Origin of the sequence: Bradyrhizobium sp. CCGB12, assembly GCF_024199845.1 — a bacterium.
Lineage (GTDB): Bacteria > Pseudomonadota > Alphaproteobacteria > Rhizobiales > Xanthobacteraceae > Bradyrhizobium.
In genome coordinates, this window is record NZ_JANADO010000001.1 from 4,148,709 (window position 1) to 4,163,817 (window position 15,109).

Consider the following 15,109-nt stretch of genomic DNA (forward strand, 5'->3'; position numbering starts at 1 on the left):
CTCGTCCTGACATCGTCATCCGTCGAGCCCGAGAGTCCTGAGGCCTTCGTTGAGCTGGCGCAACCGCTCGGCATTGCCAGCGACCGCCTGCCGGGCATCGGCCGATGCCCCGACCGCTTTGTCACGGTCGCCCATCACGAGATAGGCGCGCACCAGGCGCAGCCAGCCGTCGACATCGTCGCCGTTCTGCTTCAGCCTGGTGGCCAGGCGTTCGACCATGCCGCGCACCATCGCATTGCGATCGCCCTCGGTCATATCCTTGGACGCTGCGATCGTCTCGTCGGACAATGCCGGCATCGTGCCACCGCCGACCCGCGCCAGCGACGACTGCACCAGAGGACGCCACGGCGCATCCGCCGGCGCCTTCGCAAGCAGCGCGCGCCACATATTGGCCGCTTCGTCCTTGCGGCCGTCCTGCTCCGCGGCGAGCCCGAGGAAGTAGTTCGCCTTGGGATCGTCGGCGTCGAGCGCGTGCGCGCGCTCGAATTCCGCCTTGGCTTCGGCCGTCACCACGCCGCTGGCTGCGGCAGCGATCGCTTCGCCGAGATTGGCGCGACGCTCGGCGCTCTCGCCATTGTAGGTGAGCGAATTGCGATAGGCGCGCACCGCATCGTCGAAGCGGCCGAGCCGCTCCAGCACGGGCGCGAGCACGTTCCAGCCGCGGCCGTCGGTCGGATTCTTTTCCAGATGTTGCTCGACCTGTACCACGAGCGTCTCGAGCGATCGCGCCATGCCGGACCCGGCTCCGCTCTCGCGCTGCGCCAATGGAAAGTCCTGAAGCCTGGGCGAGCCGAGTGGCATGTAGACGCCGATCGCAACCAGCGGCAGACCGATCAGCGCCAGCACGGCCGCCGCGCGGCGCCATTTGAGGCTCGACTTCGGCTCCAATACGGGCTCGCTGCCGGCCGCAGCCAGCAGCCTGCGGCTGATCTCGACGCGCGCGGCCTCGGCTTCAGGCGCGGCGATCAGTCCGGCGCCGAGATCACGCTCGATCTCGGCCAGCTGGTCCTTGTACACCGCGACCTCGCTGCCTTGATTTGGCGCGCGTGCGCTGCGGCCGAGCGGCAAGAGCACGGCGAAGATCGCCGCGACCGTCATCAGCGCGAACACGAACCATAACGTCATCTGGCAAGCTTCCGGCAGCGCGCCACCCGCGCCCATAGGTGGCTTTACACTACGGCCGGACGAGGCGGCAATTGACAATTGTCAATTCGGCGCGACCGCGCGCAGTCCCGAAACGGTGAAACTCCAACAGCTTAGCCGATCTCGAAGTCCGGACTTTGCGCGGCATCCTCGCCGCGCCCATTGAAGGCCTTGAGGAAGTACGTTCCCGGCCGGATTGCATCGGGCAATCGGATGCGCAGCGCCCCGACCGGAACCGGCGACGCGACCCTGGTGACCGTCTCCGGCAGTTGCCGACCGCTTGCCTTGTCGACCAGCACCACCTTCGCGCCGACCATCAGTCGTTGATATTTGGCAGTAATGATGCGGTTCTCAATTTCGATGGAGCTGATAACGGGTTTCATGCGCCCACAAATAGAAATTCCCCAGAAGTGCACGGGACCGTAGGGCCCGCCACCGGCAGCGTCAACCTCAAATTGTGATCAGGAAAATATCAGCTTGCGCGCGACGATTTACGCTCGCCCGTGAGCGCATTTTCTGCCGCACGACTCATCAGCGAGGCGTAATCGTCGCCGAACAGCACCTGGCAAAAGCGGATCGCAGCCTGCACCTGCTGCTGACGATAGGTGCGGACCTTGTGATCGGCGGCGCGCAGCGACTGCACCAGCTGCTCGGTCGAGCGTTCGACATATTGCTGGAGGTCGGAATAGGTGCGCAGCGTCACCTCGTTGATCGCAAGCTCGCTCGCATAGGTGCGGCAGGTCGCGACGAAATCGATCAGCGACACGGTCTCCTCGACCTCGGTGCTGTCGATTCGCGCTCCCGGCGGAATGTCCTTCTCGGCACGCTGGCGCAGGATGCGGCGAACGCGGCCGGGAACACTGTCGATCTCGGATTGCAGCGCATTGGAGATGTCCGCCCGGATCGAGGTCAACTGCTTGCCCCAGGCGGAATCGTTGCGCAGGTCCAGTTCGGTGCGTAGGCCCCGCACGCCGTCATGCAGCGCCTTGAGATTGTCGGCGACGTTGTCGAAATGGCCGCGCTTGATGTCCATGCGCAGGATCGCGGCGACGCAGGACAAATCGTGCAGGGCGATCGTGACGGCGACACCATAGGGCGTTGCCGCGACGCGGATCTCGTCGTCGGACGCGGCAATCTTGATGGCGAGGCGGATGATCTGCCACGGCGCGGTCATCCGCTGCACCACCATCGACAGCGCGAAGGGCAGCATCTGCGGGGTCTGGAGGACGGGAATGTTGAGCGCCGACGTCACCGAAGCGATATGGGAATCGCTGAAGGCGCGCAGGAAGCGCGGCAGCTTCTCGTTCAGGGCGGCGATGGCTTCCCGGACTTGGAGCACCGCACCGATCGAATAGAGATCCTCGATCACGTTGGGCGGGCCGACGCGGGCCAGCGCGCGCGACTTGTCGCCGCCGCCAGGCCCCGTCAGCTCGAAGATAGCGTCCGCAGCCACCGCCTGGAGCTTCGAGGCCAGCGCCTCGACCTGCCCTGCACTGTCTGCCGGCATGCGGGCCAGCGCCGCCTCGAGTTCGCTCACCTTGTCCGGGGCGCCGTCACGGCCGAGCCATTGCCAGATCGGATGCAGCGAGGAGCGGCGGATCTGCCCGACCCTGACAGGGGGGCCCGCCTCGATCAGGAACGGTTCCAGCACCTGGAACAGAAGCCGCGACAGATCGTCCGTGCGCGGCGGAGGCGCCTCGTCGGCTTCGGTCTTGCGGACGATCTTGCGCAACTGCTCGAGCACGAGGGTGGCGACCGCCGTGTCCTGGCCACGCTCCAGCGCGCGCTCGAACTCCCGCATCAGCAGCGCCTGCGACTGCGGCGGGAGCTGCGCGAGATATTCCCTCAGCCGCTCGATCGATGTCTGGCTCATGCGCCCGGTAATGCACGGTAAAATGGCGGACATGGGATGCGTCCGGGCGCGATCATAGGAGGTCCCCACTTAAGAAGCCGTTTAGGAAGTCGCCTCGAATGCCCCAGGTTTTTCCTCGAGGGGGATCGAGCGTGGCGAAAAGTCACGTGGGAACAAGGGATTATAGTCCGGGAAGGACCAGTTCGGCCCGCAGCCCCCCGGTCGGCGCACCGCCGAGCGAGAGGCTCCCGCCATAGAGGGCAGCGAGGTCGGTCACGATCGACAGCCCCAGCCCCGAGCCGGGCTTGGATTCATCGAGCCGCTGGCCGCGCCGGGAGACCTGGGCGCGCTCAGCCTCCGACAGGCCGCGGCCGTCGTCGTCGACGATGATCCGCAAACGCGGGCCCGAGCCGGTCTGGTGCGGCGTCTCGAGCAGAACCTCGATGAAGACGCGCGAGGCTGCCCATTTGCAGGCATTGTCGACGAGATTGCCGACCATCTCCTCCAGGTCCTGCCGCTCACCCCGGAACTTCGCGGACGGATCGGCCTTGGCCTCGACCACGATGTCGCGGTCGCGATGGATCTTCTCCATGGTCCGCCGCAGCGCCTCGATGGCAGGCGCCACCTCCGTCACGGTCGCAACCACCGAGACCCGCGCCGCAATGCGTGCGCGCTCCAGATGATGGGCGACCTGGTCGCGCATCACATCCGCCTGCTCCATCACCTTGGCCGCGAACGGATCGGCCGCGTGGCTGCCTGCCTCGTTGACGATGACCGAGAGCGGCGTCTTGATCGCATGAGCGAGATTGCCGACATGGGTGCGGGCACGCTCGACGATCTCGCGATTGGCGTCGATCAGCGCATTGGTCTCGCGCGCCAAAGGCGCGATCTCGACCGGGAATTCACCCTCGAGCCGCTCGGCCCGCCCGGACCGGATATCGGCAATCGACTCCGAGATGCGCTTGAGCGGCGCCAGGCCAAAGCGGACCTGGAACACGGTCGTCAGCAGCAGCACGATGCCGAGCGCCGTAAACGTGCCGCCAAGATAGTAGTCGAAGCTCCGCGTCTCGTCGAAAATCTCGGTATCGTCGCCGGCGACGCTGACGAGAAATTTGCCGTCGGCCCCGAGATCGACCGGACGCTCGACCATGCGCAGGTTCTGCCCTTCCGGACCGTCGACATAAGCGAGGCGGATGCCGGCGGCGGTGAGCTCGGCGCCCTGCTCCTCCAGCTTCGGCAGCTTCTTGTCCCAGAGCGAGCGCGAGGAGCGCACCTCCGGCTTCTCGGTGTCGGTGCGCGTGATCTGCCAGTACCAACCGGACAAAGGCAGCTCGAACAGCGGCTCGCCGAGCGACTGGAACTGGCGGTCGGGCGGCTCGTCGGGGGTCGCGACCTCGGCGATGAGGGTGCGGAGATAGAGATTGAGACGGCGATCGAAGGCGCGCTCGGTGGCGTTCTTGTAGACCGACGACAGCACCACACCGGTGATGGCCAGGATCACCACGAGCCACGCCGTCGCCGACAGGAACAGTCGGTTGGCAAGTGAGCTAGCGGCCATCGGAACGATCCCGGGAGGCGCCGGATGTCGGGGCGTCGGACGTCATAACCGGACCAAGGCGCCTGTTCGGCCTCCCGTCAAGCCCGAGAGAGCCTCAAGCGCCCGGCGCAGGCGGCGGGGTCAGGAGATAACCGAGGCCGCGGACGGTCTGGATGATGTCGACGTCGAGCTTCTTGCGGATACGGCCAACGAAGACTTCAATCGTATTGGAGTCGCGGTCAAAATCCTGGTCGTAGAGATGCTCGACCAGCTCGGTGCGGGAGACCACGCGCCCGGAATGGTGCATCAGATAGGCCAGAAGCCGATATTCGTGTGAGGTCATCTTCACGGGATTGCCTGACACGCTGACCCGGCCGGTCCTGGTGTCGAGCGTGACGGGACCGCAGCTGAGCTCGCTCTGGGCGTGGCCGGTGGAGCGGCGCAGCAGCGCGCGGATCCGGGCCAGCACCTCCTCCAGATGAAACGGCTTTGCGACATAGTCGTCGGCGCCGGCATCGAAGCCCTGCACCTTGTCGCTCCAGCGGTCACGTGCGGTGAGGATCAGGACCGGCATGGTGCGGCCGTTGCGGCGCCAGGCCTCCAGCACCGAGATGCCGTCCTTCTTCGGCAGTCCGATGTCGAGCACCACGGCGTCGTAGGGCTCGTTGTCGCCGAGATAGTGTCCCTCCTCGCCGTCGAAGGCGCGGTCGACGACGTAGCCGGCGTCCGTCAGCGCCTTGGTGAGCTGGCGATTGAGATCGGGGTCGTCCTCAACAACGAGCAGGCGCACGCGTCTCTCCAAAGATTGGCTGCAAGAACAGCCTTGCATGACCACCGCCAGAGATGAGCAATTCCGGCGTGAACTGAGTATGAACGCGGGGAACCGGCCATGTTACTTTTTGGTCATATAGCAGTTTCGCCCGCCGATACGCCTGCGCCCGCCAGTCCAACCGGACGAGCCGGCAGCCTGGCGGGCGCAATGTGCCGCGTCATGCGGCGAATAGAAAGGTCGGAGGCGTCCGGGTCCGCCCGTCAGGTCCGGAAAAACACGAACCAGATGACGGCGAGGATCAGGATCGCAAGCCCGGTCGAGATGGCGAGCAGCGCCGCCACCGAGGGGCCGGGCTCGCCCTGACGGGCCTCAGTCGGAGTTTCGACGATCTGATGCTGCTCTCGGGTGGTTGCCATGATACCCTCAATCTCTGGATGTCGCTTCGCTAGCCGCGACCTCCTCGCAGCCGATGTCCCCAGCCAACGCGTGATTGAATATGATGTTCCGGCTTTTGCGCTCCAATCGGGCGGCAACCGCAGGGCTCAGCGGCCGGTTAACGCAGTTGCAAGATTCAGCAACCCGCCTTGCTATGATTCGTTGTTCCCCGATGGTATCCTTGTCATCTGTCCCCGTTGCGTTTGGAGTAGCCCATGGCCCCCCGCGCCAATTGGAAGGGTTTTTTGCGCCTGTCGCTCGTGACCTGCCCGGTCGCGCTCTATCCGGCCACTTCGGATACGGAGAAAGTCTCCTTCAACCAGATCAACCGCAAGACCGGCCACCGGATCAAGTACCTCAAGGTCGACGCCGAGACCGGTGACGAGGTGACGTCCGAGGACATCGTCAAGGGCTACAAGGTCGATACCGACACCTATATCGAGGTCACCAAGGACGAGCTCGATGAGATCGCGCTGGACTCCACGCACACGATCGAGATCGACGAATTCGTGCCGAAGGCCGACATCGACAATCGCTATTTGATCCGCCCCTATTACCTCGTGCCGGACGGCAAGGTCGGCCACGACGCCTATGCGGTGATCCGCGAGACTATCCGCAGCATGGACAAGGTCGCGATCGGCCGCGTGGTGCTGACCAACCGCGAGCACATCATCGCGCTGGAGCCGCTCGAGAGCGGGCTGATGGGCACGCTGCTGCGCTACCCCTACGAGGTCCGCAGCGAGACCGAGTATTTCGACGACATCCAGGACGTGAAGCTGACCAGGGACATGCTCGACCTCGCCAAGCACATCGTCGAGAAGAAGTCCGGCGCGTTCGAGCCCGAGCTGTTCGAGGATCATTACGAGACCGCGCTGATCGATCTCATCAACCAGAAGCGCAGCGGCATGCCGATCGCAGCCAAGGCCGCGCCGAAGACCGGCGGCAACGTCATCAACCTGATGGACGCGCTGAAGAAGAGCATCGCGAACGAGAAGGACGCAGGCCCCGCGACGAAGGTCGCCAAGGAGGCCGTCAAGGGCAAGAAGCCGAAGAAGCGCGCCGAGGGCCAGCGCGAGATGCTGCTGCCGATATCAGGCAAGGGCGGCAAGGACGCGGCTGCAAAGATTGCGCCCAAGGAAGCCACGAAGAAGGCCGACAAGCCGGTGCGCGCGCCAGCGCGGGCGAAGAAGGCGAGCTAGACGCATCGCATCTGCCATCGCGCCGTGATGTCCCCCCTCGCCGGCCGGCCGGCCTGACATGCCCTGGTCGGCGGCGTTCGACGATCCGGTTCGCGTGAGCAGCAAGCGCAAGCTGCTCACGCTTCAGGAGGCGGCGGACTACATCATGCAGCTGCCCGAGAACGCCCAGCACGAGGCGCACTGGCAGACCGCCATCGAGACCTTGATCAAAGCGGCCGAGACCGGCGGCGGCTGGATGATGTTCGCACGCATCGCCATGTTGCGGGCGCTGAATGCGGACGGACGACGCGAATGAGAGCGTTGGTGAATGCCGTCGGTTGGCATGCTTGCCGAGCCGTTGCCGAACAGGCTCAATAATCCGTTAAGCGCGAGGTGATTTCCCGATACGGCGGAGCTCTGCGCGTGAACCAGGGTATTCCTACGGGACACAAAATTAATCATTGGTTCTCCATGCGCACAGCATGGTCCCAGCCTCGATCGAGCCAAGGTTCGCGTGCCGTGCAGCAGCAGGACGTCAGAAAGAACTACATCAGCATCGTGAACGATGCTCCCGAGAGCGAGCGGGCCGCGGGCACGGGTGCGCGTTCGCAGCCGGGGCCGATGAAGGACTTCGTCGGCCGCCTCACAGCCGTGCTGAAGCGCCGCCTCCCCGGCACAACGATCACGTCCTAGCGGACGCTGCGGCTGGCGCGTCCTCCGAGCAGCTGTCGATTTGCATCCATTTGGATGGATCGATGGAACCTTAATTTAATGAATGCCATCGTATGTGACGGGAGCGCGACCGCCCGGGCTTAATTCTTTTGACGCGCAGAAATCTATTCGATCGATTTTCGGGTTCGAAAAAGATGCGGCCATACATTGGATCGGATGAAAAGGAGTTGGCAATGAGTTTGCTTAGGTCTTTCCTTGCCGATGAGACTGGCGCCACCGCCATCGAGTACGGCCTGATCGCCGCCGGCATTGCACTGGCCATCGTGACCGTCGTGAACAACACCGGCAGCCAGCTCCTCAACAACAAGTTCAACTCGATCAGCTCGTCGCTGAAGTAACGGCCGCGAAGGCCCGAGGCGACGCCCTGCTCGCCTTGAGTTCGGCGCGGCCTCCGGCTGCGCCGCTAGCGGCCATGCCGTCCCCTGTCATTGCGAGCGAAGCAATCCAAAGTTCTTCCGCGGAGGGATTCTGGATTGCTTCGTCGCTTCGCTCCTCGCAATGACGGAGTGTGACGCGCTTCTCTTCCACTGACATTTCAGCAGACACAGCTTCGCGCATTCGCCCGGGCACGACGACCGGTATTCCGCAAAACAGAATTTCTTTAAATGCGAATATTTGGGCGCTTACGATAACCCGCCGCTGGCGTGTTTTGCCCGTCGGACAACAAAGGGATCGTAGCCCGGATGGAGCGAAGAGACTGGGCAAGATTCTAACATCGAGTGAAGGTAGGATTCGGCATGACGAATCGTACCTTCAAAACCGGCGTCAGGCGGGATCAGCCGAGCCTTCTGCCGGCGCGGGTGGAAGATTATGTGGCCGGCGACAATCCGGTTCGGGTGATCGAGGCTTTTGTTGCAGCGCTTGACCTCGGGAAGCTTGGCTTCCGCCATGCCGGATCGAGCGGCGGGGCTGGACAGCCACCTTATGACCCGGCCGACCTGCTGAAGCTTTATCTTTATGGCTACCTGAACCGGATCCGGTCGTCGCGCAACCTGGAGCGCGAAGCCCGGCGCAATCTGGAACTGATCTGGCTGATGAAGCGCCTGGTGCCGGGCTATCGCACCATCGCCAAGTTCCGCCAGGAGAACTGGAAGACGCTCAAGGCGGTGAACCGGGAGTTTGTGCTGATGCTGCGCGAACTCGGTCTGATTGGCGGAGAGGTTGTGGCGATCGACGGTGCGTTTTTTGATGGCAACGCCAGCAAGGCGAGCATCAAAACGCAGCGCAAGCTCGCCAAGCGGCTGGCGGAGATCGAGCAGGATATTGAAGCCTATGGTGCCACGCTCGAGGCCAACGACAGCGCCGAGGTGGAACGTCCACCCGCGGGGCGGGATGGCGGAGGCGATGGCAGTCGCGGCGGAGACCTCGCACAAGAGGTGGCGGCGTTGATGGCCAAGCGCGCCAGCTTGCAGGCCGATCTGGCACGACTGGAGGAGAGCGGGCAGACGCAGCTGTCGCGAACCGATCCGGATGCCCGCCTGTTGTCGAAGAACGGCCAGGTGGTGGCAGGCTATAACGTTCAGATCGGCGTCGACGACAAGCACGCTCTGATCGCGGCGAGCGAGGTCGTCAACGACGGCAACGATAGCGGCCAGCTTTACGACATGGCCAAGGCCGCAAAGGACGAGCTTGGCGTCGAGACGCTGACGGTTCTCGCCGATACCGGCTACTACAACGGCCATACGCTCAAGGACTGCGAGGAGAACGGCATTGCCGCCTACGTTCCGCTGGCCAAGCGAACCACGCGGCTCGAAGCGCAGGATCGCATCAGCCATGAGGCGTTCGCCTACGACGCCGAAGCGGATGTCTATCGCTGTCCCGCCGGCAAGCAGCTGCGTCCCACGGACGGTCGCAAGACCAACGGCAACCGGATCGAGATCAGGTATGTCAGCCGCAAGTCAGATTGCGACGCCTGCCCGCTGCGCGCGCGCTGTGTCACCGTCAAGATCCCGACGCGCACCGTCCAGCGCTGGGAGCATGAAGCGGTGCTGGATCGGCATCGCGCGCGGATGCAGGGCGCCGAGGCCCAGATGCGCCGCCGCGCCGAACTCGCCGAACACCCCTTCGGCACCATCAAATGCCGGGCCGGCTACCGCCACTTCCTCGTCCGCGGCTTCGACAAAGTCTGTGGCGAATGGAGCCTGATGGCGCTTTGCTACAATTTCTCCCGAGTCCTCAGCATTCTCGGCCTCGACGCCTTCATGGCCTATCTGGCAAGCCGGCTTCCGCATTTGGCACTCTTGCTGCTCAACGCCATCACCGACATCACCGACATCATCACCCGGATACGGCCCGCTCCAGCGCCAATCCGAGCCCAAATCCGTCCAATTTTCCGATATGCCGCGTAAGCCGCGCCCAAACAAATACTTGCCCAGCCTCATAGCGAAATCCGGGGACCAGCTCCGACGGGATGCGGTTACCTGTATTACGCCGTATTACGCCGAATTGCGCCCGATTACGCCACATTCCATCCGGGCAACGGCGCTTTGACGACCATGTGAGTCCTGATACTCTTCGGCACTGACGATCGATGAACCAGAGCAGCTTGAAGGACGCGGATGAGAAGCGTGACGATCCTGGCTCTCAGCCTCATGTTGGTCGGCGTCTGGTGGCACGACGGCGCGAAGGGACAGACGTCGGCCCAACCGCCGGTTTCGCTGACTCCGCCCGATGCATCGCCGCCGCGCGCGAGCGTCAAAAATTCCAGACCCCCGCCGGCGGCATCCAGCAGAGAGGCTTCGCCACCCGTGATCGGCGGACTTCCATCAGCGCCGAATCCGGCCGCTGACTATGATGGCTTCAGCGTAGGCACCGTCGATGACAATGACACCCCAAGTCAGCCGACGCCGGCTGCGAGATCACGCGCATCAAAGGACTCCAAGTCCAATACGGATGCCGCGTCATCGATCGATCAGGAAGACGAGTCGTTGAAGCGGAAACTGACGATCTGCAAAAACTGCAAATAGGAAGCTCGTGACCCGGATGGAGCGAAGCGAAATCCGGGGATCGGCTTACGCGCCATCCGGACTACGACAGCTTGCTGCATAGCTGACTGTCGCCCCTCCGCGCTTTACCGCCCCCGTATTTCCTGATCCTCTCTCCCCAACCAGCCGGGACCAACCGGCCTGCCAGGGAGAGAGACGCCATGAAGCTCGGCACCGCCATTGCGGAAATCATGAGGCGTGAGGGGATCGAGATCCTCTGCGGTTATCCCGTCAACCATTTGATCGAGCATGCGGCGATGGCGGAGATCCGGCCGGTGATGGTGCGGCAGGAGCGCGTCGGCATCCACATGGCGGATGCGATCTCGCGGGTGACGTCGGGCCGCAGCATCGGCGCGTTCTGCATGCAGCATGGGCCCGGCGCGGAGAATGCGATGGGCGGCGTCGCACAGTGCTTTGGCGAATCCGTGCCCGTGCTGGTGCTGCCGATGGGATATCAGCGCAGGCTTGCGCATATCGAGCCGAACTTCAATTCCAGCGAGGCGATGAAGCCGTTCGCGAAATCCTCCGAACCGATCATTCTCGCGGCAGAAGTCGCCAACATCTTCCGCCGCGCCTTCACGAAACTCAAGAACGGTCGCGGCGGACCTGTCATCGTCGAGATCCCCTCTGACATGTGGAACGAGGAGGTGCCGGAACCGCTGAACTACACGCCGGTGCTGCGCACGCGCTACGGCGCCGACCCTGTTCACGTCAAGGAAGCAGCCAGCCTGCTCGTAAATGCAAAACGGGCGGTGATCTATGCCGGCCAGGGCGTGCATTACGCGCAGGCGTGGCCACAACTGAAACGGCTGGCCGAGCGGCTGGCGATCCCCGTCACCACCAGCTTAGGGGGCAAATCGTCGTTTCCGGAAACGCATCCGCTCTCGCTCGGCTCCGGCGGGCTCGCGGTGCCGCGCGCCGTGCCGAAATTCCTCGCGGAGGCCGACGTCATCTTCGGCATCGGCTGCTCCTTCACCGAGACCAATTTCGGCATCGCGATGCCGAAGGGCAAGACCGTCATCCATTCCACGCTCGACCCCAATCATCTCAACAAGGATGTGGAAGCGACGATCGGCCTCGTCGGCGATGCCGGCCTGGTGCTCGATGCGCTGCTGGAGGAGATCGGCAAGGCCGTCACGTCCGATCGTGATGCGTCCGCCGTCGCAGCCGAGATCGCGGCCTCGCACAAGGAGTGGCTGGGGAAATGGATGCCGAAACTCACCAGCAATGATGCTCCCTTGAGCCCTTATCGCGTGCTCTGGGACTTGCAACACACCGTCGACATCAAGAACACCATCATCACGCATGATGCCGGCAGCCCGCGCGACCAGCTCTCGCCGTTCTGGAAATCGGTCGAGCCCCTCACCTATCTCGGCTGGGGCAAGACGACGCAGCTCGGCTATGGCCTTGGGCTCGCCATGGGCGCCAAGCTGGCAAAGCCGGACAAGCTCTGCATCAATGTCTGGGGTGATGCGGCCATTGGTTTCACCGGCATGGATTTCGAGACCGCGGTGCGCGAGCGCATCCCGATCATGTCGATCCTGCTCAACAATTTCTCGATGGCGATCGAATTGAAGGTGATGCCGGTCTCGACCGAAAAATATCGCTCGACCGACATCTCCGGCGACTACGCCGCGATGGCGCGCGCCTTCGGCGGTTATGGCGAGCGGGTGACGCGGCCTGAGGACATCATCCCTGCGATCAAGCGCGGCATCCAGAAGACGCAGGAAGGGATTCCGGTGCTGCTGGAATTCATCACCAGCAAGGAGACCGAGGTGTCGCGGCCCGGCACGTGATACGGGTCGAGTTTCGGCGGCAACGCTGCGCCTCGGGCGCTGGCTCCTGCCGCAGGAGATGTGATAATCCGCCTTGGTGCCGCGCACGTCGCGGCATCAAGCCGGATTGCGAATGACCCCCCCTATCAATGACATCGCCGGGATCGACGAGCTCAAGCGGCAATTGCAGTCGGCCGCAGCCGAGAATGCGCAGCTGCGCGGCGAGCTTGCGATTGCGCGCGACCGCCAGAGCGCCAGCGCCGAGATTTTGCGCACCATCGCGGCCTCGCCCTCCGATGCGCGGCCGGTCTTCGCGGCGATCGCGTCCAGCTCAAAGCGCCTGCTCGGCGGCTTCTCCGCCACCGTGCTTCAATTCATCGGCGACGAGCTGCATCTCGTGGCGTTTACGCCGACCAGCCCGGAGGCGGATGAAGGGCTGAAGGCGTCGTTCCCGCGCAAGATCGCCGACTTCCCGACCTTTGCCCTCGTGCGCGACGGCGAGACGATCCAGTTTCCCGACAGCGAGGCCGCCGACGTTCCCGAGCTGAACCGGAAGCTGGCGCGGCTGCGCGGCTTCCGCAGCGTGCTGTTCATGCCGCTGATGAACCGGGGCACGCCGGTCGGCATGATCAGCGTCACGCGCGCCGAGACCGGCGCGTTCGCGCCCGACCTCGTGCAGCTGCTCCAGACCTTTGCCGACCAGGCCGTGATCGCCATCGAGAACGCGCGCCTGTTCAACGAGACGAAAGAGACACTGGAGCGCCAGACCGCCACGGCGGACATCCTGAAGGTGATGGCGGCCTCGCCGGCCGACGTGCAGCCGGTGTTCGAGGCCATCGCCACCAACGCCAACCGGCTGATCGGCGGCTTCTCCACCGCAGTGCTGCGCTATATCGACGGCGCCGCGCACCTTGCGGCATTCACGCCGACCGATCCGGCCGGCGATCACGTGCTCCAGGCTTCGTTCCCGGTGCCGTTCGCACAGTTTCCGCCCTACCCGCTTGTGGCCAATGGCGCCGCGGCGCAATTGCCAGACACCGAGCTCGAGCCGGCGGCGCGCGATATCGCGCGCGCCCGCGGCTATCGCAGCATGCTGTTCACGCCCTTGATGAGCGAAGGCGAAGCCATCGGCATCATCATCGCCACGCGCCGGGCAACCGGCCACTTCGCCGAACATCACGTGCGGCTGCTACAGACCTTTGCCGACCAGGCGGTGATCGCGATCAAGAATGTCAGCCTGTTCAACGCCACAAGGGAGGCGCTGGAACGACAAACCGCGACCGCCGACATCCTCAAGGTGATCGCGGCCTCGCCTGCCGATGTCACGCCGGTGTTCCAGGCCATCTCCGACAGCGCCAAGGCGCTGGTCGGCGGACACTCCTCCACCGTCACCCGCGTCATCGACGGCGTGCTGCATCTGGCCGCCTTCACCACCGACAATGAAGCCGGCAACGCGGATCTGCTCAGTTCCTTTCCGACGCCGCTGTCGTCGTCAGGCATTCACAGCCGGGTCGCGACGAGCGGGGAATATGCCTTCCGCAGCGACATGCAGAACGAACCTGACCTCACCGAGGCCATGAAGGAGCTGGCGCGGACACGAGGCTATCGCAGCATCCTCGTGGTGCCGATGCTGCGCGACGGCGTTGCGATCGGCACCATTGCCGTCACGCGGCCGGAGCCCGGTCATTTCCCCGACAAGGCGATCAACCTGCTCAAGACCTTTGCCGACCAGGCCGTGATCGCGGTCGAGAACACGCGCCTGTTCAACGAGGTGCAGGACCGCACACAGGAGCTCGCCAAATCGCTCAACGATCTGCGCGCCGCGCAAGATCGGCTGATCCAGACCGAGAAGCTTGCGTCGCTCGGCCAGCTCACCGCCGGCATCGCCCATGAGATCAAGAACCCGCTCAACTTCGTCAATAATTTTGCTTCGCTCTCCGCCGAGCTGACGGACGAGCTGAACGAGGTGCTCGCGCCCGTTACGCTCGCAGACGAGCTCCGCAGCGAGGTCGACGAGCTGACGGGACTTCTGAAGGACAATCTGCAAAAGGTCGTGCAGCACGGCCGGCGCGCCGATTCCATCGTCAAGAACATGCTGCTGCATTCGCGCGAAGGCGGCGGCGAGCACGGGTTGAGCGACATCAACGCGCTGGTCGAGGAGAGCCTCAACCTCGCCTATCACGGCGCACGCGCCGAGAAGCCGGGGTTCGACGTGACGCTGAAGCGCGAGCTCGATCCGGCAGCGGGGCAAGCCGAAGTGTTTTCGCAGGAGATCACCCGGGTGCTGCTGAACCTGATCTCGAACGGCTTCCATGCGGTCGCCAAGCGCAAGGCCGACGGCGCCGCCGACTACGAGCCGGTGCTGCTTGCGGCAACGTGCGACCGCGGCGACAGTATCGAGATCCGCATCCGCGACAACGGCACCGGCATTGCCGAGGGCATCAGAGAGAAGATGTTCAATCCGTTCTTCACCACCAAGCCGGCCGGTGAAGGCACCGGCCTGGGGCTGTCGATGAGCCATGACATCGTCGTGAAGCAGCACGGCGGCACGATCGACGTCGCGACGAAGGCCGGTGAGTTCACCGAGTTCACGATCCGGCTGCCGCGGAAGAGCAGCTTTGCGGAGAGCAACAAGGGATAGCGTCAGCCGGAGGGTGCCTTGAAGAGTCTCGCGTGGTTCATTCGGCGACAACTCCTCTCG

The 15,109-nt window shown here is 64.1% G+C and carries 14 protein-coding genes; 8 read left to right on the forward strand and 6 right to left on the reverse strand.

What is annotated here, in order from left to right; all coding sequences use genetic code 11:
* Nucleotides 1-15 precede the first annotated feature (15 nt).
* The 6 genes from ccmI to NLM27_RS19525 all read right to left on the reverse strand — a co-directional run bounded on the left by ccmI (nucleotide 16) and on the right by NLM27_RS19525 (nucleotide 5,720).
* Nucleotides 16-1,125 carry a c-type cytochrome biogenesis protein CcmI gene (gene ccmI, locus NLM27_RS19500; RefSeq protein ID WP_254144852.1) on the reverse strand — a complete coding sequence of 370 codons (1,110 nt, stop codon included), beginning with the start codon at nucleotides 1,123-1,125 and terminating at the stop codon, nucleotides 16-18.
* Nucleotides 1,126-1,256: 131 nt separating this feature from the next.
* Nucleotides 1,257-1,526 carry a hypothetical protein gene (locus NLM27_RS19505; RefSeq protein WP_254148871.1) on the reverse strand — a complete coding sequence of 90 codons (270 nt, stop codon included), beginning with the start codon at nucleotides 1,524-1,526 and terminating at the stop codon, nucleotides 1,257-1,259.
* An 89-nt stretch (nucleotides 1,527-1,615) separates the two neighbouring features.
* Entirely contained in the window at nucleotides 1,616-3,016 is a 1,401-nt protein-coding gene (locus NLM27_RS19510) for a hypothetical protein (protein ID WP_254148872.1), read from the reverse strand.
* 160 nt (nucleotides 3,017-3,176) lie between these two features.
* On the reverse strand, nucleotides 3,177-4,553 hold the full coding sequence (locus NLM27_RS19515; RefSeq protein WP_254144853.1) for a sensor histidine kinase: 1,377 nt from the start codon (nucleotides 4,551-4,553) through the stop codon (nucleotides 3,177-3,179).
* A 94-nt stretch (nucleotides 4,554-4,647) separates the two neighbouring features.
* Entirely contained in the window at nucleotides 4,648-5,322 is a 675-nt protein-coding gene (locus tag NLM27_RS19520) for a response regulator transcription factor (protein ID WP_011085905.1), read from the reverse strand.
* Nucleotides 5,323-5,564: 242 nt separating this feature from the next.
* Nucleotides 5,565-5,720, reverse strand: a complete 156-nt coding sequence (locus NLM27_RS19525) for a hypothetical protein (protein WP_164936196.1) — start codon at nucleotides 5,718-5,720, stop codon at nucleotides 5,565-5,567.
* A gap of 234 nt (nucleotides 5,721-5,954) precedes the next feature.
* Here NLM27_RS19525 and NLM27_RS19530 point away from each other — a divergent pair, with 234 nt between their 5' ends.
* From NLM27_RS19530 to NLM27_RS19565, 8 genes are all read left to right on the forward strand, one after another.
* Nucleotides 5,955-6,938, forward strand: coding sequence for a Ku protein (locus NLM27_RS19530; protein WP_254144854.1), 984 nt, complete (start codon nucleotides 5,955-5,957; stop codon nucleotides 6,936-6,938).
* Between the two features lie 58 nt (nucleotides 6,939-6,996).
* Nucleotides 6,997-7,233, forward strand: a complete 237-nt coding sequence (locus tag NLM27_RS19535; protein WP_254144855.1) for a hypothetical protein — start codon at nucleotides 6,997-6,999, stop codon at nucleotides 7,231-7,233.
* Between the two features lie 203 nt (nucleotides 7,234-7,436).
* The gene (locus tag NLM27_RS19540) at nucleotides 7,437-7,610 is read left to right on the forward strand and encodes a hypothetical protein (RefSeq protein WP_254144856.1); all 174 of its coding nucleotides are present in this window, start codon (nucleotides 7,437-7,439) and stop codon (nucleotides 7,608-7,610) included.
* Between the two features lie 212 nt (nucleotides 7,611-7,822).
* Nucleotides 7,823-7,987, forward strand: coding sequence for a Flp family type IVb pilin (locus NLM27_RS19545; RefSeq protein WP_091890949.1), 165 nt, complete (start codon nucleotides 7,823-7,825; stop codon nucleotides 7,985-7,987).
* Between the two features lie 399 nt (nucleotides 7,988-8,386).
* Nucleotides 8,387-9,997 (forward strand): IS1182 family transposase, encoded by a 1,611-nt coding sequence (locus tag NLM27_RS19550; RefSeq protein WP_254142551.1) that lies wholly within the window; start codon nucleotides 8,387-8,389, stop codon nucleotides 9,995-9,997.
* Nucleotides 9,998-10,207: 210 nt separating this feature from the next.
* The gene (locus tag NLM27_RS19555) at nucleotides 10,208-10,615 is read left to right on the forward strand and encodes a hypothetical protein (RefSeq protein ID WP_254144857.1); all 408 of its coding nucleotides are present in this window, start codon (nucleotides 10,208-10,210) and stop codon (nucleotides 10,613-10,615) included.
* 125 nt (nucleotides 10,616-10,740) lie between these two features.
* On the forward strand, nucleotides 10,741-12,429 hold the full coding sequence (locus tag NLM27_RS19560) for a thiamine pyrophosphate-requiring protein (RefSeq protein WP_309144799.1): 1,689 nt from the start codon (nucleotides 10,741-10,743) through the stop codon (nucleotides 12,427-12,429).
* A 112-nt stretch (nucleotides 12,430-12,541) separates the two neighbouring features.
* Nucleotides 12,542-15,049 (forward strand): GAF domain-containing protein, encoded by a 2,508-nt coding sequence (locus NLM27_RS19565; RefSeq protein WP_254144859.1) that lies wholly within the window; start codon nucleotides 12,542-12,544, stop codon nucleotides 15,047-15,049.
* Nucleotides 15,050-15,109 lie beyond the last annotated feature (60 nt).